16 protein-coding genes are annotated in these 20,982 nt (G+C 68.9%); 5 read left to right on the top strand and 11 right to left on the bottom strand.

What is annotated here, in order from left to right; genetic code table 11:
* Window positions 1–13: 13 nt before the first annotated feature.
* The 8 genes from prcA to BZB76_RS19995 form a co-directional block, all read right to left on the bottom strand.
* Window positions 14–775, bottom strand: coding sequence for a proteasome subunit alpha (prcA, locus tag BZB76_RS20030; protein WP_121436236.1), 762 nt, complete (start codon window positions 773–775; stop codon window positions 14–16).
* A gap of 21 nt (window positions 776–796) precedes the next feature.
* Complete coding sequence (gene prcB, locus BZB76_RS20025; RefSeq protein ID WP_121435904.1) at window positions 797–1,642, bottom strand: proteasome subunit beta; 846 nt, start codon at window positions 1,640–1,642, stop codon at window positions 797–799.
* A gap of 171 nt (window positions 1,643–1,813) precedes the next feature.
* The gene (locus tag BZB76_RS20020) at window positions 1,814–2,959 is read right to left on the bottom strand and encodes an endonuclease VII domain-containing protein (RefSeq protein WP_147449477.1); all 1,146 of its coding nucleotides are present in this window, start codon (window positions 2,957–2,959) and stop codon (window positions 1,814–1,816) included.
* Window positions 2,960–3,068: 109 nt separating this feature from the next.
* A complete protein-coding gene (locus BZB76_RS20015) occupies window positions 3,069–3,278 on the bottom strand; it encodes a ubiquitin-like protein Pup (RefSeq protein WP_117400643.1) in 210 nt (69 codons plus the stop codon).
* A gap of 740 nt (window positions 3,279–4,018) precedes the next feature.
* Entirely contained in the window at window positions 4,019–5,536 is a 1,518-nt protein-coding gene (gene dop / locus BZB76_RS20010) for a depupylase/deamidase Dop (RefSeq protein WP_121435902.1), read from the bottom strand.
* Window positions 5,537–5,666: 130 nt separating this feature from the next.
* Window positions 5,667–7,430, bottom strand: a complete 1,764-nt coding sequence (arc, locus tag BZB76_RS20005) for a proteasome ATPase (protein WP_121435901.1) — start codon at window positions 7,428–7,430, stop codon at window positions 5,667–5,669.
* 296 nt (window positions 7,431–7,726) lie between these two features.
* Window positions 7,727–8,704: a tRNA (adenine-N1)-methyltransferase gene (locus BZB76_RS20000; RefSeq protein WP_121435900.1), complete on the bottom strand. Its 978-nt coding sequence runs from the start codon at window positions 8,702–8,704 to the stop codon at window positions 7,727–7,729.
* Window positions 8,705–8,794: 90 nt separating this feature from the next.
* On the bottom strand, window positions 8,795–9,976 hold the full coding sequence (locus BZB76_RS19995) for a site-2 protease family protein (protein ID WP_246007064.1): 1,182 nt from the start codon (window positions 9,974–9,976) through the stop codon (window positions 8,795–8,797).
* A gap of 209 nt (window positions 9,977–10,185) precedes the next feature.
* On the opposite strand from BZB76_RS19995, the gene BZB76_RS19990 reads away from it, so the two are divergent.
* The 5 genes from BZB76_RS19990 to BZB76_RS19970 all read left to right on the top strand — a co-directional run bounded on the left by BZB76_RS19990 (window position 10,186) and on the right by BZB76_RS19970 (window position 17,445).
* Window positions 10,186–11,067: a RecB family exonuclease gene (locus tag BZB76_RS19990; protein ID WP_281273893.1), complete on the top strand. Its 882-nt coding sequence runs from the start codon at window positions 10,186–10,188 to the stop codon at window positions 11,065–11,067.
* 280 nt (window positions 11,068–11,347) lie between these two features.
* On the top strand, window positions 11,348–12,571 hold the full coding sequence (locus tag BZB76_RS19985; protein WP_121436235.1) for a sensor histidine kinase: 1,224 nt from the start codon (window positions 11,348–11,350) through the stop codon (window positions 12,569–12,571).
* A 495-nt stretch (window positions 12,572–13,066) separates the two neighbouring features.
* Entirely contained in the window at window positions 13,067–13,747 is a 681-nt protein-coding gene (locus BZB76_RS19980) for a response regulator (protein ID WP_121435897.1), read from the top strand.
* 351 nt (window positions 13,748–14,098) lie between these two features.
* A complete protein-coding gene (locus BZB76_RS19975) occupies window positions 14,099–14,947 on the top strand; it encodes an ABC transporter ATP-binding protein (RefSeq protein ID WP_121435896.1) in 849 nt (282 codons plus the stop codon).
* Window positions 14,947–17,445, top strand: coding sequence for an ABC transporter permease (locus BZB76_RS19970; protein WP_121435895.1), 2,499 nt, complete (start codon window positions 14,947–14,949; stop codon window positions 17,443–17,445). The genes BZB76_RS19975 and BZB76_RS19970 overlap by 1 nt, the downstream gene beginning before the upstream one ends.
* A gap of 274 nt (window positions 17,446–17,719) precedes the next feature.
* On the opposite strand, the gene BZB76_RS19965 is transcribed toward BZB76_RS19970, so the two are convergent.
* From BZB76_RS19965 to BZB76_RS19955, 3 genes are read right to left on the bottom strand one after another with little or no spacing between them, the layout of a single operon-like run.
* Entirely contained in the window at window positions 17,720–18,820 is a 1,101-nt protein-coding gene (locus BZB76_RS19965; protein ID WP_121435894.1) for an ABC transporter ATP-binding protein, read from the bottom strand.
* A gap of 26 nt (window positions 18,821–18,846) precedes the next feature.
* On the bottom strand, window positions 18,847–19,914 hold the full coding sequence (locus BZB76_RS19960) for an ABC transporter ATP-binding protein (protein WP_121435893.1): 1,068 nt from the start codon (window positions 19,912–19,914) through the stop codon (window positions 18,847–18,849).
* Window positions 19,914–20,927: an ABC transporter permease gene (locus BZB76_RS19955; protein WP_121435892.1), complete on the bottom strand. Its 1,014-nt coding sequence runs from the start codon at window positions 20,925–20,927 to the stop codon at window positions 19,914–19,916. The genes BZB76_RS19960 and BZB76_RS19955 overlap by 1 nt, the downstream gene beginning before the upstream one ends.
* Window positions 20,928–20,982: the final 55 nt, after the last annotated feature.

Raw genomic sequence — 20,982 nt, 5'->3', positions numbered from 1 at the left:
GAACGGGCACGAATCAACCCCCGCCGTCCCCCTCCGAGCCCTTCTCACCCTCACCCGCCGCAGATGAGGCCGAACCACCCGACGCGCCCCCGTCCGCCGCCGACAACAGATCACCGATCCGCGCCGCCGACAACCGCCGGAACAACCGATGCTCACGGTTACGATCCAGCACCGCCACCTCCAACGACGTCGCCTCCAGACGCCGCTCCGAATCCTGCGCCTCCAACGCCCGCACCGCCGTCCGCAACGCCGACTCCAACGACGCCCCCTCCACGTAGCCGTCCTTCAACGACTGCGCCACCGCGTCCGCCTGACCCCCCATCGCCACATAACCATGCTCGTCCGCCACCGAACCATCGAACGTCAACCGGTAGATCTGATCCGTCTCCGCCGCATCACCCACCTCCGCGACGACCAGCTCCACCTCGTACGGCTTGTTCGTCTCCGTGAAGATCGTCCCCAGCGACTGCGCGTACACGTTCGCCAACCCCCGCGCCGTCACATCACGACGGTCATACTGGTACCCGTTGATATCGGCGTACCGCACACCCCCCAGACGAAGATTCTCGAACTCGTTGTACTTCCCCACCGCCGCGAACGCGATCCGATCATAAATCTCACTGATCTTGTGCAGCGCCCGCGACGGATTGTCCGCCACGAACAAGATGCCATCGTCATACTGCAGCACCACGACACTGCGGCCACGCGCGATCCCCTTACGCGCATAATCCGCCTTGTCCTTCATCTGCTGTTCGGGCGACACATAGAACGGCATGGACACCGGACTGGATCCCTTCTAACGCAGCGGGGCGGTCGGCCCGCCCGGCGACTCGTAACGACCATCCACGACGGCCCGCGCCAACGCGCCCACCTCGTCCTCGCCCAACCGGCGATACCCCTCCGACGTCACCGACGCCACCACCGGAAAGATCCCCCGCGTCAGATCGGGCCCACCCGTCGCCGAATCGTCATCGGCCGCGTCGTACAGCGCCTGCACGCACACCAGCCCCGCGTCCTCCGCCGACAGGTCCTCGCGATACAGCTTCTTCAACGCCCCCCGCGCGAACACCGAACCCGAACCCACCGAGTAGAAGTCCCGCTCCTCGTACCGGCCACCCGCCGGATCGTACGAGAAGATCCGACCCTCGTCCCGCTCCTCGTCATACCCCGCGAACAACGGCACCACCGCCAGACCCTGCATCGCCATCCCCAGGTTCTGCCGCACCATCGTCGCCAACCGGTTCGCCTTGCCCTCCACCGACAGCGTCCGGCCCTCACGCTTCTCGTAATGCTCCAGCTCCACCTGGAACAACCGCACCATCTCGAGCCCGATCCCCGCCGTACCCGCGATCGCGATCGCCGAGAACTCATCCGCCCGGAACACCTTCTCGATGTCCCGCTGCGCGATCATATTCCCCGCCGTCGCCCGACGGTCCCCCGCGACCACCACCCCACCGGGGAAGCTCACCGCCACGATCGTCGTCCCATGCGGGATCTCATCCCCCACCCGCGACGACGGCGGCGTCCGCCGACCGGGCAGCAACTCCGGAGAGTACGACCCCAAGAACTCCGTGAACGACGACGTGTCCGGGCTCGCGAACAAACCCGGCAGACGCCCGGACTGCGAATCATGGGACGCCACGCGACTCCCTTCCCTCCAGCATGGCACCGGCACCCTCACGGGCCCCACCGGCACGGACGACTACGACCCTACTGTTCAAGGTCGCCCCCGCGCATGCCACCCGAACCCCGGGCAAGTCCGCCCACGGCGAACCCCACCCCGACCCACCACCCCCAGCCCGAGGGACAGGACTCACACGGAAGGCACAACCCCCTCCGGGCCCGCGCCACCCCACGTCGGCATGTCGAGCTCCTCGTCGAACGGCAACGTCCGCTTCCGGTACCGACCGTCCTCCTCCCAGATCGCCTTCCACCCACCCCTCGCAACCGTCACCGGATCGACATCCGGCACCGTCAACGACAACCGCTCCCGGCCGTCCTCACCCGTCACCGTCCGCACCAGCCGACCCGTCACGTAATCCGCCGCACGCCGAAGAGCCACCGGATCATCCCGCAACTGCCCCATGCCCGTGTTACAGCCCGAACACGCCAACCCCCGCACCGAACCACTCACATGATCGTGATCGACGTGCTCGGCCGGGAAGTCGAAGCACACCCCGCACAGCCCCACCTGCACCTTCCGGAGCCACTCGGTGTCCTCGTCGTTGATGCCGTACTTCTGGCGCAGGTGATAGTGCCGCGCCGACCTCGCGGCCGCGCCCTTCGTCCGCCACTCCGGATCCCAGCGCACCCGGTCAGGGCCGCCGAACACCGGAGCGCCGATCTCGATGCGCATGAGCCGAGCGTGCGACCCGCGCAACTCCAGATAGTCCGCCGCCAGGCGGAGACGGTCGGGATCGTCACGGAACTGCCCCAGCCCGCCGTTGCACTTGAAGCACAGGACGCGACGCACGAGCCCCGTCAGGTGATCATGATCGACGTGCTTGGCGTCCGCGCGGAGGCAGATGACACAGACGCCGCCCTGCTCGGCGATCATCTGATCCACCTGCTCCTCGGTCACGCCGTACCGGAGCTTGAGGAGGTAGTTGCGGGTGCTCCCGTGATTGCGGTTCCTGATCTCCTCGATGGCCCTGTTGTGACAGGGACGGCAATACGTGGCGAGTCCCGATTTTTCGGAGCGATTACTACCGAACGCCTCGATCGGTTTGGTCGCGCGACATCGCGCACAGTATTTCATCCCGTCGGGCACATCTGCATGCCTGCGATAGGGTCTGGGCGTCTTACCGGCCTGTGCCTGCTTTTTCCGATATGAACGGCTGTTGCGGAGCCCGAAGCAGATCTTGCAGTAAGGAGCAAGGCCGTCCTTGGACGCCCGGAGCTTCCAGAACTCCTCTGCCGACTTCAGTTCGCCGCAGTCGGGACATCTTTTCGAAGACATGGGCGGGACTTTAGCAGCCCGCCCATGTCCTTACCGCCATTTTAAGTTTTGGCGAGTACCGCCAGAGTTCACCATTCTCTGGAGGCTTCTCAGATGTCCGATTTGTCCGTTATTGTCCGCCTTTTTGCACGTATGCACGGACGAAGTCTTCTGCGTTCTCTTCTAGTACTTCGTCTATTTCGTCCAGAATTGAGTCCACGTCGTCGGTGAGCTTGTCCTGGCGCTCTTGCACGTCTTCGGTGGTCGTGGCCTCGGTCTCCTCGACCTCTTCCGTGCGCCGCGTGGTCTGCTTCTGACCGCCGGTGTCCTTCGTGGCCATTCCGTACCTCCGCTCTGCCGGTGCTCTCGACCCTATCTCCGATCTTCGACGGCGAGCGGATCTTGCACGCCCGTTTCGCCGCTTCCGTCCCGGGGGCCGGGGGCATGCTCGGGTTATCGCCCGCCGACCTACCACTGAAACGGGCATAGCGGTCACGATACCGAGACATCCGACGTTTGCGCAGGTCAGGACACTAGCGAACACTCGATAGTGCAACTATCCAATTGGTGGGCAACGGGCCGGACGACGGCGGATGGCGCCGTGGGGCCAAGGACGGCGGGGTTCAGGGCCTCAGCCTCCGGTGAGCCACGCCGAACCGTGCCCAGGCGATGGAGGGTGCCTCCGGGTGCGACGGCGTCGGGGGGTGGCGCGCAGGGGGCATCGTGGGGCACAGGCCCTGCTGCTCGAGGCGTGTCGCGCCGCTGTCGGCTTCCGCCCTGTTTCCCGCTCTCCTTGGCGGCGTTGGCCAGGTCGTGGTGCCTGTCCCAGGGTGAGGGCGAGGGACTCGTATCGCGCAGCCGAGGTCGAGGAGGTCGCCGTGCTCGGGTGGCGCGCGGACGGTTACCAGGGCCCGGCGCGGCCGCCGATCGTAGAGCTGAGCGCTCTCACCGACCTGGAGCGGCGCCCCCGACACCGCCCCCACGCCACCGCCAACGCCCATTTGGGAAGGGTGCGGGGAAGGTCGCGCACTAGGGGGCGATGGGGTCGCTGGCGCTTGCGGGTGGCGCTGTGGCTTCTGCTCAGTTCTGGCCGGTGAGGGTGGCGACGAGGTCGGCTGCGGTGCGGCAGCGGTCCAGGAGGGCGCCCACGTGCTGTTTGGTGCCGCGCAGTGGTTCCAGGGTCGGGACGCGCTGGAGGGATTCGCGGCCGGGGACGTCGAAGATGACGGAGTCCCAGGAGGCGGCGGCGACGGAGTCGGCGTACTGGCGGAGGCAGCGGCCGCGGAAGTAGGCGCGGGTGTCCTCGGGTGGGTCCTCGACGGCGGCCTGGACCTCGGGTTCGGCGATGACGCGGTCGATGCGGCCGCGGTCGACGAGGCGGTTGTAGAGGCCCTTGTCGGGGCGGATGTCGGTGTACTGGAGGTCGACGAGTTGGAGGCGGGGGTGGGACCAGTCGATGCCGTCGCGGCTGCGGTAGCCCTCGAGGAGGGAGAGTTTGGCGACCCAGTCGAGTTCGCGGGAGAGTTGCATGGGGTCGTCGCCGAGGCGGTGGAGGACGGATTCCCAGCGGTCGAGGACGTCCTTGGTCATTTCGTCGACGTCGGAGCCGAAGCGGTCTTCGACGTATTTGCGGGATTGTTCGAGGTACTCCATCTGGAGTTGGACGGCGGTCATCTTGCGGCCGTCGCGGAGGGTGAGTTGGTGTTTGCAGGTGGGGTCGTGGGAGATGGCGCGGAGGGCGGCGACGGGCATGTCGACGGAGAGGTCGACGGTGAGGAAGCCGTCTTCGATCATGGCGAGGACGAGTGAGGTGGTGCCGAGTTTGAGGTAGGTGGAGAGCTCGGCCATGTTGGCGTCGCCGATGATGACGTGGAGGCGGCGGTATTTTTCTGGGTCGGCGTGGGGTTCGTCGCGGGTGTTGATGATGGGGCGTTTGAGGGTGGTTTCGAGGCCGACTTCGACTTCGAAGAAGTCGGCGCGTTGGCTGATCTGGAAGCCGTCGCCGCGTCCGTCGACGCCGATGCCGACGCGTCCGGCGCCGGTGACGACCTGGCGGGAGACGAAGAAGGGGGTGAGGTGGCGGACGATGTCGGCGAAGGGGGTTTCGCGGCGCATGAGGTAGTTCTCATGGCAGCCGTAGGAGGCGCCCTTGTTGTCGGTGTTGTTCTTGTAGAGCTGGATGGGGTGGGTGCCGGGGACCATGGCGGCGCGTTGGGCGGCGTCGGCCATGACGCGTTCTCCGGCTTTGTCCCAGATGACGGCGTCGCGGGGGTTGGTGCATTCGGGTGCGGAGTATTCGGGGTGGGCGTGGTCGACGTAGAGGCGGGCGCCGTTGGTGAGGATGACGTTGGCGAGGCCGAGGTCTTCGTCGGTGAGTTGGGTGGGATCGGCGACTTCGCGGGCCAGGTCGAAGCCGCGGGCGTCGCGGAGGGGGTTCTCCTCTTCGAAGTCCCAGCGGGCTCTGCGGGCGCGTGCCGCTGATGCCGCGAGGTAGGCGTTGACGACCTGGGAGGAGGTCACCATCGCGTTGGCCCCTGGCTGTCCGGGTACGGAGATGCCGTACTCGGTCTCGATGCCCATCACCCGCCGAACACTCATATCGTCGAGCCTATCGGGGTGTGGGGGGTGGGGCCACGGGGCCGGGGCTTGGTGGGGGGTGTGGCGGGGCAGGGCTGCGCGGCGGCCTCGGGTGTGGAGGCCGCCGCGCGTGTCGTCCTGGAGGGGTGTGTCAGAGGTATTGGCCGGTGTTGGCGACGGTGTCGATGGATCGGCCGGCTTCTGCGCCCTTGGTTCCGGAGACGAGGGTGCGGATGTAGACGATCCGTTCGCCCTTCTTGCCGGAGATGCGGGCCCAGTCGTCGGGGTTGGTGGTGTTGGGGAGGTCTTCGTTCTCGCTGAATTCGTCGACGCAGGCGGCCAGGAGGTGGGTGACGCGTAGGCCTTTCTGCCCGGTGTCGAGGAATTGTTTGATGGCCATTTTCTTGGCGCGGTCGACGATGTTCTGGATCATGGCGCCGGAGTTGAAGTCCTTGAAGTAGAGGACTTCTTTGTCACCGTTGGCGTAGGTGACTTCGAGGAAGCGGTTCTCCTCGGTTTCGGCGTACATGCGTTCGACGGTGCGTTGGATCATGGCTTCGACGGTGGCGTCCGGGGAGCCGCCGTGTTCCTTGAGGTCGTCCGGGTGGAGTGGGAGTCCCTCGAGGATGTATTTGGAGAAGATGTCCTTGGCGGCTTCGGCGTCGGGTCGTTCGATTTTGATTTTGACGTCGAGGCGGCCGGGTCGGAGGATCGCGGGGTCGATCATGTCCTCGCGGTTGGACGCGCCGATGACGATGACGTTCTCGAGGCCTTCGACGCCGTCGATCTCGCTGAGGAGTTGGGGGACGATGGTGTTCTCGACGTCGGAGGAGACTCCGGATCCGCGGGTGCGGAAGATGGAGTCCATCTCGTCGAAGAAGACGATGACGGGGGTTCCGGCGGAGGCCTTTTCGCGGGCGCGCTGGAAGACGAGTCGGATGTGGCGTTCTGTTTCGCCGACGTATTTGTTGAGGAGTTCGGGGCCCTTGATGTTGAGGAAGAAGCTCTTGCCTTCTTGGCCGGTTTTCTCCGCGACCTGTTTGGCGAGGGAGTTGGCGACGGCCTTGGCGATGAGGGTCTTGCCGCATCCGGGGGGTCCGTAGAGGAGGACGCCCTTGGGGGGCCTGAGTTGGTGTTCGCGGAAGAGGTCGGCGTGCAGGTAGGGCAGTTCGACGGCGTCGCGGATCATTTCGATCTGTGAGCCGAGTCCGCCGATCTCGTTGTAGGAGATGTCGGGGACCTCTTCGAGGACGAGTTCTTCGACCTCCGCTTTGTGGATTTTTTCGTAGGCGTATCCGGAGCGGGGTTCGAGCATGAGGGAGTCGCCTGCGCGGAGGGGGACTCCGCGGAGGGGTTCGGCTAGTTTGACGACGCGTTCCTCGTCGGCGTGTGCGATGACGAGGGCGCGTTCGCCGTCGTCGAAGAGCTCTTTGAGCATGACGACTTCGCCTTGTTCTTCGAAGGCGAGGGCTTCGACGACGTTGAGGGCCTCGTTGAGCATGACCTCTTGGCCGCGTTGGAGTTCGTCGACGTCGACGGCGGGGCTGACGTTGACGCGGAGTTTGCGTCCGCCGGTGAAGATGTCGATCGTTCCATCGTCGCGGGCTTCGAGGAAGACTCCGAACCCGGATGGTGGTTGTGCGAGCCTGTCGACCTCCTCCTTGAGCGCCACGATCTGTTCGCGAGCCTCCTTGAGGGTCGCTACGAGACGCTCGTTCTGACCGGTTACGGCGGCCAGGTTGGCCTGTGCCTCATGGAGGCGTTCTTCCAGAACACGTACTTGGCGGGGGGATTCCGCGAGCTTGCGGCGCAGCACGGAGATCTCCTCCTCCAGGAAGGAGATCTGTGTTTGGAGGTCCCTGACCTCTTTTTCGTGCTGCGCCCTTCGCGCCCCAGCGTCGTCACGAGCGGCCACGCCCCGTCACCTCCTCATGAAGAGCCGACGACCTACTGAGACCCTACCTATCTGGAGGGCTTCCGTAACCTGCCCATTCGGTGTTCGTGTCGTGCGGTGGGGTTCCGCGGGGGTTGGGAGGGGTGCTGTGGGGGCGGTGTGGGTCGGGGGGTTACGGGGCGTGGACCTGGGGGTTTGTGGGTGTTGGGTGGGGTGTCGTGGTGGGTTTGGGGGGTCGGGTGGGGCTGGGGGTGGGTTTCCGGGGTGTCGTGGTGGGTGCGGAGGTGGTGTCGTGGGGTGTGGGGGCGGGGTGTGATCTACGACTCGGTGGTGTGCCCGGGCGTGGCGGGTTCTGGCGTGGCGGGTTCGGGTGTGGCGGGTTCGGTTCGGGGGGTGGCGGTTTCGTCGGGGGTGGGGTGGGCGCCTTTGGCGGGGCGGCGGCGCCGAGCGGGTGGGGTGACGCCGTCGGCGAGGCGGCGGGCGGTGACGAGGAAGCCGGTGTGGCCGATCATGCGGTGGTCGGGGCGGACGGCGAGGCCGTCGACGTGCCAGGTGCGGAGCATGGTCTCGAAGGCGGTGGGTTCGGCGAAGCGGCCGTGGGCGCGGAGGTCTTCGACGATGCGGGACATCTGGGTGGTGGTGGCGATGTAGGCGCAGAGGATGCCGCCGGGGATGAGGGCGCGGGCGACGGTGTCGAGGCATTCCCAGGGGGCGAGCATGTCGAGGACGACGCGGTCGATGTCGGTTTCGGTGAGATGGTGTTCGAGGGATCCGACGGTGAGGCGCCAGGCGGGGTGGGGGGCGCCGAAGAATTTCTCGACGTTGGTGCGGGCGATGTCGGCGAAGTCGGGGCGGCGTTCGTAGGAGGAGAGGAGGCCGTGTTCGCCGACGGCGCGGAGAAGGAAGCAGCTGAGGGCGCCGGATCCGGCTCCGGCCTCGATGACGCGGGCGCCGGGGAAGATGTCGGCCATGGCGACGATCTGGGCGGCGTCCTTGGGGTAGACGACGGCGGCGCCGCGGGGCATGCGGAGGGCGAAGTCGGCGAGGAGGGGGCGGAAGGCGAGGTATTCGGTGCCGCCGGTGGAGCGGTAGACGGTGCCTTCGGGGTTGCCGATGATGGCGTCGTGGGGGACGGAGCCTTTGTGGGAGTGGTAGAGCTTGCCGGGTTGGAGGGTGATGGTGTTGATGCGGCCTTTGGGGTCGGTGAGCTGAACCTGGTCGCCGGGGCGGAACGGGCCGTGGGGGGTGTGGCGTGGGGTGGGGGTGGTGGCGCCGTTCGGCTGGGGTTCGCTCATGGGCGTCAAGGCTAGCGGCGGCTGTGGGACGTCCGGGCCGGTCGGGGTGGGGGCGCGGGCGGGGTCGGGTCTGGGGGGCCGGTGGTCGGGTCAGATGCCGGTGAAGGCGCGGTCGATGTCGGCGGTGGCGAGGACGCCGTAGACGCGGCCGTCGGGTTCGACGAGGAGGTATTCGGTGGCGGGGGCGCGGCGGAGGGCGTCCATGAGGTCGTCGCCGGCGATGTCGGCGGGGAGGGTGAGGTCGTCGTCGATGCCGCGGGAGAGGTCGCCGGCGGTGACCCAGGGGCGGCGGTGGTGGGGGGTGGCGGTGACGGCCTTCTCGTTGACGAGGCCGAGGGGTTTGCCGTCGTGGTCGGCGATGACGATGGCGCCGGCGTGGTCTTCCTGGGCGCGGCGGACGGCTTCGGCGAGGGGGACGTCGGCGGTGACGAGGGTGGCGCGGCGGGCGAGGCGGCGGGCGGACAGGAGGGGGATGCGGTCGCGGACGTGTTCGGCGCGGATGGCGTGGGTGGCGCCGACCCAGATGAAGGAGGCGACGAGGGCGGACCAGAGGAGGGCGAGCCAGCCGATGCCGCCGTCGTCGCCGGTGCCGTAGGTGGCGAGGAAGGCGCCGGCGACGAGGGTGGCGAGGGCGACGCCGCGGCCGACCCAGCCGGCGATGATGGCGCCGCTGCGGGCGCGTCCGGTGGCCTTCCAGACGGCGGCGCGGACGAGGCGTCCGCCGTCGAGGGGGAGGCCGGGGAGGAGGTTGAAGACGCCGACGAGGAGGTTGGCGAAGGTGAGGGCGTCGACGAGGAGGAGGGCGACGTCGGGGAGTGGGAGGAGGGCGTGGGTGAGGAGGCCGAGGCCGGCGAGGATGAGGTTGACGAGGGGGCCGGCGAAGGCGATGAGGAATTCGCGTCCGGGGGTGGGGGCCTCGCGTTCGATGGAGGTTTCGCCGCCGAGGATGTGGAGGGTGACGGATCGGACGGGGAGGCCGAAGACGCGGGCGGTGACGGCGTGGCTGAGTTCGTGGACGAAGACGGAGCCGTAGAGGAGGACGGCGTAGAGGAACGCGACGAGGTAGCTGACGGGGCGTTCGACGACGTCGTGGACCTGTCCTTCGAACATGACGGTGACGAGGGCGGCGACCAGGAACCAGCTGGGCGAGACGTAGATGGGGACGCCGAGGAGGCGGCCCATGAGGAGGCCGGGCCGTGGGGTGGGGCCGTTGTCGTGGCCGGGGCCGCCGGTGGGCGTCTTGCCCTCGGTCGGGGGCGCGCTGTGTGTCACGTTACCGATGCTACGGCCCCGGTGGGGCGGGCCGGGTGGTGGTGTGGGGGTGGGGGCGTCGGGTTGCGGGATTTCGTCGGGGGTGTGGCCTAGTGTGCTGTGCCATGACGACGACCGAGGCGGGTAGTGAGGCGTGCGTTCCGTCCGCTGGTGGCGGCGCGGGGGCGACCGGGTCGGCGGGGTCGGTGGGATCGGTGGGGTCTGCGGGTGTGGAGGTGGTGGGGTCGTTGTCGCCGTCGCGGGCGAGCGATTTCATGACGTGTCCGTTGTTGTATCGGTTCCGGGTGATCGATCGGTTGCCGGAGCGGCCGAGTGCGGCGGCGGCGCGGGGGACGTTGGTGCACGCGGTGCTGGAGCGGTTGTTCGATCTTCCGCGGGGTGGGCGGACGGCGGCGGCCGCGGTGGAGTTGGTGGGTCCGGAGTGGGAGCGGCTGCTGGCGGCGGAGCCGGAGTTGGCGGGGTTGTTCGGGGACGGGGAGGCCGGGGACGCGGAGCGGGCGGAGTGGCTGGGGCAGGCGCGGCGGATGGTGGAGCGGTATTTCGAGTTGGAGGATCCGCGGCGGTTGGAGCCGGCGGAGCGTGAGTTGTTCGTGGAGACGGTGCTGGATTCGGGGTTGAAGTTGCGGGGTTACATCGACCGGGTGGATGTGGCGCCGAGTGGTGATGTGCGGATCGTGGACTATAAGACGGGGACGGCGCCGCGGGCGGATTTCGAGGCTCGGGCGTTGTTCCAGATGAAGTTCTACGCGTTGGTGCTGTGGAGGTTGCAGGGGCGGGTTCCGCGGTTGTTGCAGTTGATGTATCTCGGTAACGGTGAAGTGTTGCGGTATGAGCCCGATGAGGGGGATCTGCGGGCGACGCAGCGGAAGGTGGAGGCGTTGTGGGAGGCGATCCGGCGGGCGATGGACAGTGGGGAGTGGCGTCCGCGTTCGGGTCGGTTGTGCGACTGGTGTGACCACAAGGAGCGGTGTCCGGAGTTCGGGGGTACTCCCCCGCCGCTGCCGGTGGGGCCGGTGGGTCGCCCGTCCCCGGCGGATCTCGAGGGTGGGGGCGGTGTGGAGGGGTCGGCGCGCGAACACGACGATCTGTGATCCTTCCGGTCGTGTCGCGGGTCGGGGTTCCGGTCATGCCGTTGGTCGCGCGGTCAGGTGCGCCGCTGGTCACGGGGGCGTGTCGGCACCGGCCCGGTCACCGGTCCGGTCACTGGTCCGGCTGCTGGTCCGGCTGCTGGTCCGGTCGCTGGGCAGGGGCTGGTCCGGGCGGTTCGGCGCGGGGTGGATCGGGTGCCGTGGGCGCGTCCTCCTTGGGGAGGACGGCGGATCGGCGTCCAGGAGGGCTCACGACCTGGTGCGACCTCCTAGGGTGAGAGTCGTGTCACCCCGCATCAGTGGTCTACTGTCCATCCGCGCATGGCTCAAGGCGCGTCCGCAGGCGGCGGACGCGCTGCTCGCGGTGGGGCTGCTGGTCGTGGGGTTGCCGCAGCTGTTCCTGGAGAAGCTTCCGGCGTCTCCGGAGTTCGAGCGGTTCCGTGACCCGGACGTTTGGGCGGCGTTGCTGATCGCGGGGGTGACGTTGGCGCTGACATGGCGGCGCCGGGCCCCGCTGGCGGTCCTGCTGGTGATCATCGCCGGTGAGTTGACGTTGGCGGTGTTGGAGTATCCGCCGGGGTTGCCGGACGTGGTGGCGTTCCTGGTGGCGGTGTACACGGTGGCGGCGTATCGCGGGTTGGCGAAGAGCGCGCTCGGCGGGCTGGTCGCCTGCGTGTACTTCGTGACGTTCCTGGTGATGTTGCCGGTGTCGACGTCGCCGTTGACGATGATCACCGATGCCGCGTTGGTGGTGGGTGTGTGGGTGCTGGGCCGGAACCTGCGGCTGCGGCGGGCGTACTTCGCGGAGTTGGAGGATCGGGCGGCGCGGCTGGAGCGGGCGCGGGGCACCGACGCGCGGGCGGCGCGGATCGAGGAGCGGTCGCGGATCGCGCGGGAGCTGCACGATGTGGTGGCGCACCATGTGAGCGTGATGACGGTGCAGGCGGGTGCCGCGCGGCGGATCATCGACCGGGATCCGGGGAGCGCGCGGGAGGCGATGTCGACGATCGAGGAGGTCGGTCGGACGGCGTTGAGCGAGATGCGGCGGATCGTGGGGGTGTTGCGGACGGACCGGGATTCGGAGCGTGCGGGGCGGGAGTTGGCGCCGCAGCCGGGTCTGGGGGATCTCGGTGAGCTGCTGGATCACGTCCGGGAGACGGGTCTGTCGGTGCAGTTGTGGATCGAGGGTGAGGCGCGGCCGCCGTCGCCGGGGGTGGACGTGGCGGCGTTCCGGCTGATCCAGGAGGCGTTGACGAACACGTTGAAGCATGCGGGGCCGCAGGCGCGGGCGTGGGTGCGGTTGTACTACGGGGACGGTGATCTGACGGTGGAGATCGAGGACGACGGTCGGGGCACGACGACGTTCATGGGGGACGACGGTGACAACCCGGGGCATGGGCTTGTCGGCATGTACGAGCGGGTGGCGCTGTACGGTGGCGAGTTGAAGATCGGGCCGCGGGTGGGCGGCGGGTTCGGGGTGCGGGCGCGTTTCCCGTTGGAGGCGTGAGATGGTCCGCGGATCCGCCGGTTCGGGCGGTGAGTCCGGGACGGCGAGATTCGGACAAGGCTCCGAACGAAGCTCCGGGCGAAAGTCCGAACGAAAGTCCGGGCGAAGGTCCGAACGATGCTCCGGGCGAAAGTCCGGGCGAAAGTCCGGGCGAAGGCCCAGGCAGAGATTCGGGCCGGGTTTGGACCAGGGTCCGGGCGAGGGTCCAACTTCGTCCTCGTCCGCACGCTGGGCGGCGGGCCGGATGTCGACCAGCAGGTCGCCCGCCTCCCACCGGGCGTGCGCCGCCTCGGGGGTCAGACCGTCGCCCGGACCAGGGTCCGGGCGAGGGTTCGGGTCGCGGGATCTGGGCGGTGCGGTCCGGTGGGGCCGTAGGGTGTGCTGGAGCGCTGTGAGGCGAGGAGCGGTGACGATGAACGGACCGGCCTGTGATGGAGGGACGGCCCCCCGCGCGTCCCGGAGCGGCCCGGTGCGCCGGGTGGGCGGGGCGCGGCGATGACGGCGGTACGGGTGCTGCTCGTCGACGACCAGCCGCTGCTGCGGACGGGGTTCCGGCTGATCCTGGAGGCGGAACCGGACATCGCGGTGGTCGGTGAGGCCGGGGACGGCGCGGCGGCGGTGGAGATGACGCGGTCGTTGCTGCCGGACGTGGTGTTGATGGACATCCGGATGCCGGGCGTGGACGGGATCGAGGCGACCCGGCGGATCATCCGGGAGGGCGCGGCGTCGCACGACCCGCGGGTGTTGATCCTGACGACGTTCGATCTGGACGAGTACGTGATCGAGGCGGTGCGGGCGGGGGCGAGCGGGTTCCTGTTGAAGGACTCGCCGCCGGAGGACCTCGTCCAGGCGATCCGGATCGTGGCGGCGGGGGACGCGATCGTGGCGCCGTCGGTGACGCGGCGGCTGCTGGACCGGTTCGCGACGCGGCTGCCGGCGGTGCGGGACCAGACGCCGCCGCCGGGGTTGGACACGTTGACCGAGCGGGAGCGTGAGGTCCTGGCGCATGTGGCGCGGGGCCAGTCGAACGCGGAGATCGCGGCGGAGCTCGTGGTGAGCGAGACGACCGTGAAGACGCATGTGGGGAACGTGCTGGCGAAGTTGGGGCTGCGGGACCGGGTGCAGGCGGTCGTGTACGCGTACGAGACGGGGTTGAGCAGGCCGGGTCAGAGCTGACCGGCGGTGCCTCGTCCGCGGCGCGGAGAGCGTCGCCGGGCGCCGGGGTCTCGGGGATGTCCCTGAGGTCCCGGCGTTCGTGTCGGTGCAGGTGAGCGGCGCGTGCCGGGGCGCGGGGCGGTTCCGGGCGGGTTTCGGTCCCTGAGACGTCCCCTGTCTTTCTGCGCGGTGGGTCTACTCCGCTGGTACGACCGGCGGAGGGTCGCTCCTGCCCTGGGTGGACGGACGATTCAGTTCCTCAGGGCCATCTCAGGAGATCGTCGGGCTTCTACTGTTTTGAGGGTCGGATCGCCGGGGGCTCGGCGCGGTCACGACGCGAACGTTCTACTCACTCACACATGGGAGTTTCACGTGACGAACACCGCCCCGTCGACCGCCGGCGCGCCGACCGCGCCCGGGGCGGGCGACTTCGCCGCACGGACCGTGGAGATCGCGAAGGTGTACGGGCGTGGTGACGCCCGTGTCGTCGCGCTCGACGGGGTCACGGTCGGCATTCCCCGCGGCCGGTTCACCGCGATCATGGGTCCGTCCGGGTCGGGGAAGTCGACCCTGATGCACTGCATGGCGGGTCTGGACTCGGTCGACTCGGGAGAGGTCTTCATCGGGGACACCGAGCTGACGCGGTTGAAGGACAAGCAGTTGACGCGGCTGCGGCGCGACAAGGTCGGTTTCATCTTCCAGGCGTTCAACCTGGTGCCGACGTTGACGGCGTTGGAGAACATCACGCTGCCGATGGACATCGCGGGTCGTAGGCCGGAGAAGGAGTGGCTGGACGCGGTGATCGACACGGTGGGGTTGCGGCCGCGGTTGAAGCACCGTCCGACGGAGTTGTCGGGCGGGCAGCAGCAGCGGGTGGCGTGCGCGCGGGCGCTCGCCGCCCGCCCCGAGATCATTTTCGCGGACGAGCCGACGGGGAACCTGGACTCGCGGTCGGGCGCGGAGGTGCTGGGGTTCCTGCGGGACTCGGTGCGGCGGATGGGGCAGACGATCGTGATGGTGACGCATGACCCGTCCGCGGCGGCGTACGCCGACCAGGTGCTGTTCCTGACGGACGGGCAGATCGTCGACACGATGGCCGGGCCGACGGCGGAGCGGGTGCTGGAGCGGATGAAGGGCTTCGAGGCGGGCGGTGCCCGCGCTCCGCGGCCCGCCGCCGCGGGCGCGGGTTCCGACCAGGGGCCGGGGGTCACGGCACGATGATGGGGAAGGTGACGCTCCGCAATCTCGCGGCGCACAAGATCCGGCTGGTGTTGACGGCCGTGTCGGTGATTCTCGGTGTGGCGTTCGTGGCCGGGACGCTGATCTTCACCGACAGCATGAACAAGCAGTTCGACGAGCTGTTCAGCCGGGTCGGCGTGAACGTGGCCGTGGACGTGCGGGCCGAGAAGATCGTGGACGGCGACGACGACGGGATGGCGGCGCAGCCGGTGCCGGAGTCGCTCCTGACGACGTTGCGGGGCGTTGAGGGGGTGAAGAACCCGCAGGGGAACGTCAACGGGTACGCGGCGGTCGTCGGCAAGGACGGGAAGGTCATCGGCACCCCGCAGAACGGGCCGCCGCAGCTCGGCGTGAACTGGACCGGCGGCGAGTCGTACGACCTGGCGTCGGGCCGGGCGCCGCGGGGGCCGAACGAGATCGTCGTGGACCAGCGGACCGCCGAGAAGGGCGACCTGTCGATCGGGGACACGGCGCGGGTCCTCACGCAGGGGCCGCCGCAGCGGATGCGGATCGTGGGGTTGGCCGACGCGGGGAACCTGATGGGCGCGACGCTCACCGCGTTCGACACGCCGACGGCGCAGCGGCTGATGCTGAAGCCCGGCTATTTCAGCGACATCGAGATGGCGTCGTCGGGGCCGTCGCAGGCGGAGCTGCGCGACCGGGTCGCGAAGGCGCTGCCGGACGGGCTGGAGGCCGTGACCGGGGAGGAGCTGCGGGAGGAGGCCAAGAGCGACATCGCCGCGATGATGAACTTCTTCCGGACGTTCCTGCTCGTGTTCGCGCTGATCTCGATCTTCGTCGGGGCGTTCATCATCTTCAACACGTTCTCGATGCTGGTGGCGCAGCGGACCCGGGAGCTGGCGCTGCTGCGGGCGGTCGGCGCGGCCCGCGCGCAGGTGACGCGGGCGGTGATCGGTGAGGCCGTCGCGGTCGGGGTCGTGGGGTCCACGCTCGGGCTGCTGGTCGGGGCGGGCCTGGCGACGATGCTGCAGTCGCAGGTCGGTGACGCCGGCGACGGCGGGTTGACGTTCACGGCGACGCCGGTGATCTGGTCGTACGTGGTCGGGATCGTCGTGACGGTCGTGTCGGCGTACTTCCCGGCGCGGCGGGCCGCGAAGATCCCGCCGGTGGCGGCGATGCGGGACGATGTGGCGCTGCCGCAGCGGTCGATGCGGATCCGGGTGGCGCTCGGGTCGCTGCTGACCCTCGCCGGCGCGGCCCTCATCGGTGTCGGGCTCACCGCCGACGGCGGCAACGCCGTGGTGCCCGTGGGGGCGGGCGCGTTCGCGGTGTTCATCGGTGTCGCGATGCTCGCCCCGGTGATCAGTGTGCCGGTGCTGCGGGTGCTGGGCGCGCCCGGGGCGCGGCTGCTGGGGTCGCCGGGCCGGCTGGCCCGGCAGAACGCGCTGCGCAACCCGCGCCGGACCGCGGCGACCGCCGCCGCGTTGATGATCGGCCTGGCGTTGATCACGACGGTGAACGTGTTGGGCGCGACGATGCGGGCGTCGGTCGACTCCCAGATCGACTCCCAGTTCGGCGCGGACTACCTGGTCTCCTCGCAGGGCGCGGCCGGGGTCGCGGACGGTGTCGAACAGAAGCTCAAGGCGGTTCCGGGGGTGGCGGCGGCGTCGACGGTGTACCAGGGCGACGCCAAGATCGCCGGGAAGAAGGCGCCGTATGTGTCCGGTGACGCCGCCGTGATCGTCAAGGCCGCCAAACTGAAGATCGTTTCGGGTGGTACGGCGATCGGGTCGGCCGGGATCATGGTGGACGAGGACACCGCGAAGAACAACGGCTGGAAGGTCGGCTCGGCGGTGCCGGTGACGTTCACCGACGGGAGGACCGAACGGCTGACGGTGGCGGGCGTGTTCGCCAAGAGCGACCTGATCGGCAGCAGGCTGGTGTCCCAGCAGGCGTACCTGCGGCACACGGTCAAGCCGACCGTGGACGCGATCCTGGTGGACGCGGCGGCGAACGCCCCCGCGTCGCGGTCGGCGCTGCAGACGGCGCTGGCGGACCACCCGGACCTGGAGGTCCTCGACCAGGCGGCGCTGAAGGAGGACGTCCGCAAGGAGGTCGACGGGTTCGTGACGTTCCTGACGATCCTGCTGGTCATGTCGGTGATCATCGCGGCCGTCGGGGTGGTCAACACGCTGGCGTTGTCGGTGATCGAGCGGACCCGGGAGATCGGGCTGCTGCGCGCGATCGGGATCTCCCGCCGGCAACTGCGCCGCATGATCCGCCTGGAGTCCATCATGATCGCGTTGTTCGGGGCGGCGCTCGGCGTCGTGATCGGGGTCGCGTTCGGCGCGGCGCTGCAGAACGCGCTGGCCGACAAGGGCCTCGGGGTCCTCGCCGTCCCGTACGGGACGATCGGGATGTACCTGGTGGTCGCCGCGGTGATCGGTGTGCTGGCCGCGGTGTGGCCGGCGTGGCGGGCCGGGCGCATGGACGTCCTGAAGGCCATCGCCACCGAATGACGCGGACGAGGCGCCCGGGACCGCCACGGATCCGGGCGCCGGAGAAACAGAACGCCTGAGAAACAGAACGCCAGAGAAGAAACAAGGCGCCCAGAAAAACAGGACCGGAGCAACAAGGCGCCCAGAGAACAGGACGCCGGAGAAACCGGGCGCCGACGCGAAGACCCGGCCCTCTCGGACGAGGGGGCCGGGTCTTCGCCGCGCACGGGCATCCGCGACCGGCGCCGGGGAAGGAGGCACCGGGAGGGAAGGCGCCGGAAGGGCGCCGGGGCGGCTACTCCGCGGGTTCGGGGTCGTCGGCCGGTGCCGCCGTCGGGGCCACGGCGGCCTTGGCGACCGCGTCGGTCGCGCTGACCGTCGTGTTCTCCGGGAAGTGGCAGGCGGCCTGGTGGCCGGGGCTGAGCTCCGCCAGCGGCGGCTCGACCTGCCGGCAGATGTCCTGCGCCTTCCAGCAGCGGGTGTGGAAGCGGCACGCGGGCGGCGGGTCCAGCGGGCTCGGCACGTCGCCCTGCAACCGGATCCGCTGCCGTTCACCGCGCTGCGACGGGTCCGGGATCGGCACCGCCGACAGCAACGCGTTGGTGTAGGGGTGCATGGGCCGTTCGTACAGGTCCGACCGGTCCGCGATCTCGACGATCTTGCCGAGGTACATGACGGCGACACGGTCGGAGATGTGCCGCACCACCGACAGGTCGTGCGCGATCACCACGTAGGTGAGGTCGAGTTCGTCCTGCAGGTCCTCCAACAGGTTCACGACCTGCGCCTGCACCGACACGTCCAGCGCCGACACCGGCTCGTCCGCGACGATCAGTTTCGGTTTCAGGGCGAGGGTGCGGGCGATGCCGATGCGCTGCCGCTGCCCGCCGGAGAACTCGTGCGGGTACCGGTTGTAGTGCTCGGGGCTGAGGCCGACGAGTTCCAGGATCTCCTGGACGGCCTTCTTCACGCCCTGCTTGGCCTCGATGTTCTGCAGCCGGAACGGGGCCCCGACGATCGCGCCGACCGTCTTGCGGGGGTTCAGCGAAGAGTACGGATCCTGGAAGATCATCTGAAGGTCGCGGCGGAGCGGACGCAGCCGCGCCTGCGACATCTTCGTGATGTTCTGCCCCTCGAACGTGATCTTCCCGAAGCTCGGCTCCAACAACCGCATGATCATGCGGCCGGTGGTGGACTTGCCGCAGCCCGACTCCCCCACCAGTCCGAGCGTCTCGCCCTTGCGGACGGAGAACGACACTCCGTCGACGGCCTTGACCGCCGCGACCTGCCTGCGCAGCAGCCCCGCGGTGACGGGGAAATGCTTGCCGAGGCCCTCGACCTCCAACAGCGCCTCGCCCGCGGGGCGGGTTCCGCCCGCCGGGGTCTTCGATGTGCTCACCACAGTCTCGTTCCCACCTGTGCTCGTCACAGCTTCGGCCGGATCTCGTCGGCCCAGATCTCCCGCCGCCTGTCCACAGGCAGGTGGCACGCCGCCTTGTGGCCCGGTTCGATCTCGACCAGCTCCGGCCGTTCGGTCGTGCTCTTGTCACCGTTCAAGTCCGCGTACGGGCAGCGTGGATGGAACGCGCACCCGGACGGCACGTTGATCAGGCTCGGCGGCGACCCCACGATCGGCAGGAGCCGTTCGGAACGCTCCCGGTCCAGCCGCGGCATCGACCCGAGCAGCCCCCACGTGTAGGGGTGCAGCGGCCGGTGGAACGCGTCGTCGACCGAGGCGTACTCGACGCAGCGGCCCGCGTACATCACCAGGATGTCGTCCGACAGTTCCGCGACCACCCCGAGATCGTGGGTGATCATGATGACGGCGGAGTTGAACTCCTCCTGCAGGTCGCTGATCAGGTCGAGGATCTGCGCCTGGACGGTCACGTCCAGCGCGGTCGTCGGCTCGTCGGCGATCAGCAGCTCCGGGTCGCACGACAACGCCATCGCGATCATCGCGCGTTGCCGCATGCCGCCGGAGAACTGGTGCGGGTAGTCGTCGACCCGCCGGTCCGGTTTCGGGATGCCGACCTTGCCGAGCATGTCGATGGCGTGTTTGCGGGCGACCTGCTTGGAGACGTCGTTGTGCACCCGGTACGCCTCGATGATCTGGTGGCCGACCGTGTAGAACGGGTGCATCGCCGACAGCGGATCCTGGAAGATCATCGCCATGTCGCGACCGCGGAGGCGGCGGACCTCCGCCTCGGAGGCGCCGACGAGCTCCTTGCCGTTCAGCCAGATCTCACCGGACACGTTGGCGTTGCGTTTGTTGTGCAGGCCGAGGATGCCGAGGCTGGTGACGCTCTTGCCGGAGCCGGACTCGCCGACGATGCCGAGGGTGCGGCCCCGTTCCAGCTGGAACGTCAGACCGTCCACGGACCTGACCAGACCGTCGTCCGTCGGGAAGTGGATCTTCAGGTCGCGGACCTCGAGGAACGCCGTGGGAGCGTCGCCGGTGCCCGTGGTCTGCGCGGTGGGCGCGGTTCCGGTCATCAGCCCAGCCTCACTCTCGGGTCGACGACGGCGTACAGCAGGTCGACGATCAGGTTGATGATCACGATCGAGGCGGAGGTCAGCAGGGTGACGCCGAGGACCATCGGCAGGTCGCCGCTGCGGATCGAGTCGATCGCCAGCCGGCCGAGCCCGGGAATCCCGAAGGTGCTCTCCGTCAGCACCGCGCCGCCGAGCAGCAACCCCAGGTCCAGACCGAACACCGTCATGATCGGTGTCAGGGACGCGCGGAGCGCGTGTTTGGTGACGACGGTCCGCTCCGGAAGCCCCTTGGCGCGGGCGGTGCGGATGTAGTCCTCGTTCATCGTCTCCAACATGCCCGCCCTGGTCAGCCGCGCGTACATCGCCGCGTAAAGGAACGCCAACGTCACCCACGGCAGGACCAGCGCCTGGAACCATTTCACCGGATCGGCGGTGATCGAGGTGTACTGGCCGCCGCCGGGAAATATCTCGACGCTGTAGGAGAACAGTTGGAGGGAGACCATGCCGGTGAAGTAGATCGGCAGCGACACCCCGCTCAGGGCGACGACCATCGCCGTCCTGTCCCAGAGGCTCCCTCTTCGCAACGCCGAGATCACGCCGACGGTGATGCCGCCGGTCAGCCAGATCACCGCGGCGCCCGTCGCGAGCGACGCCGTCGCCGGTGCCCGGTCGATCAGGGTCTCCAGGACCGGCTGGCTGCTGCGGAACGAGTACCCGAGGCACGGGGCCGGGCAGCGGTCGGTGACCGGGCCCGCCTCGAAGTCCCGGCCGGCGACGATGCCCTTGACATAGTTGCCGTACTGCACGAGCACCGGGTCGTCGAGACCGAGCCGTTCCTTGGTGTCCTGGATGGCCTCCTTCGTCGGGGCCTTACCGACGTAGCCGGCCGCGATCTGGTCGGTGGTCTGCCCCGCCAGTTTCGGCAGCCAGAAGAAGATGCCGAAGGTCACCAGGCTGACCAGCAGCAACATGAGGACGGCACCGATGAGCCGCCGGACGATGTAAGCGAACACATTGCGCGGCCCCACCCGCCGGCGGGGCGGGCCTGTAGGCCCGGCCCCGGCCGGC

Source organism: Actinomadura pelletieri DSM 43383, assembly GCF_003634705.1.
GTDB classification, from domain to species: Bacteria; Actinomycetota; Actinomycetes; order Streptosporangiales; family Streptosporangiaceae; genus Spirillospora; species Spirillospora pelletieri.
The sequence above is the reverse complement of the archived record's forward strand: the minus strand, read 5'-3'. Positions and strand labels throughout refer to the sequence as shown.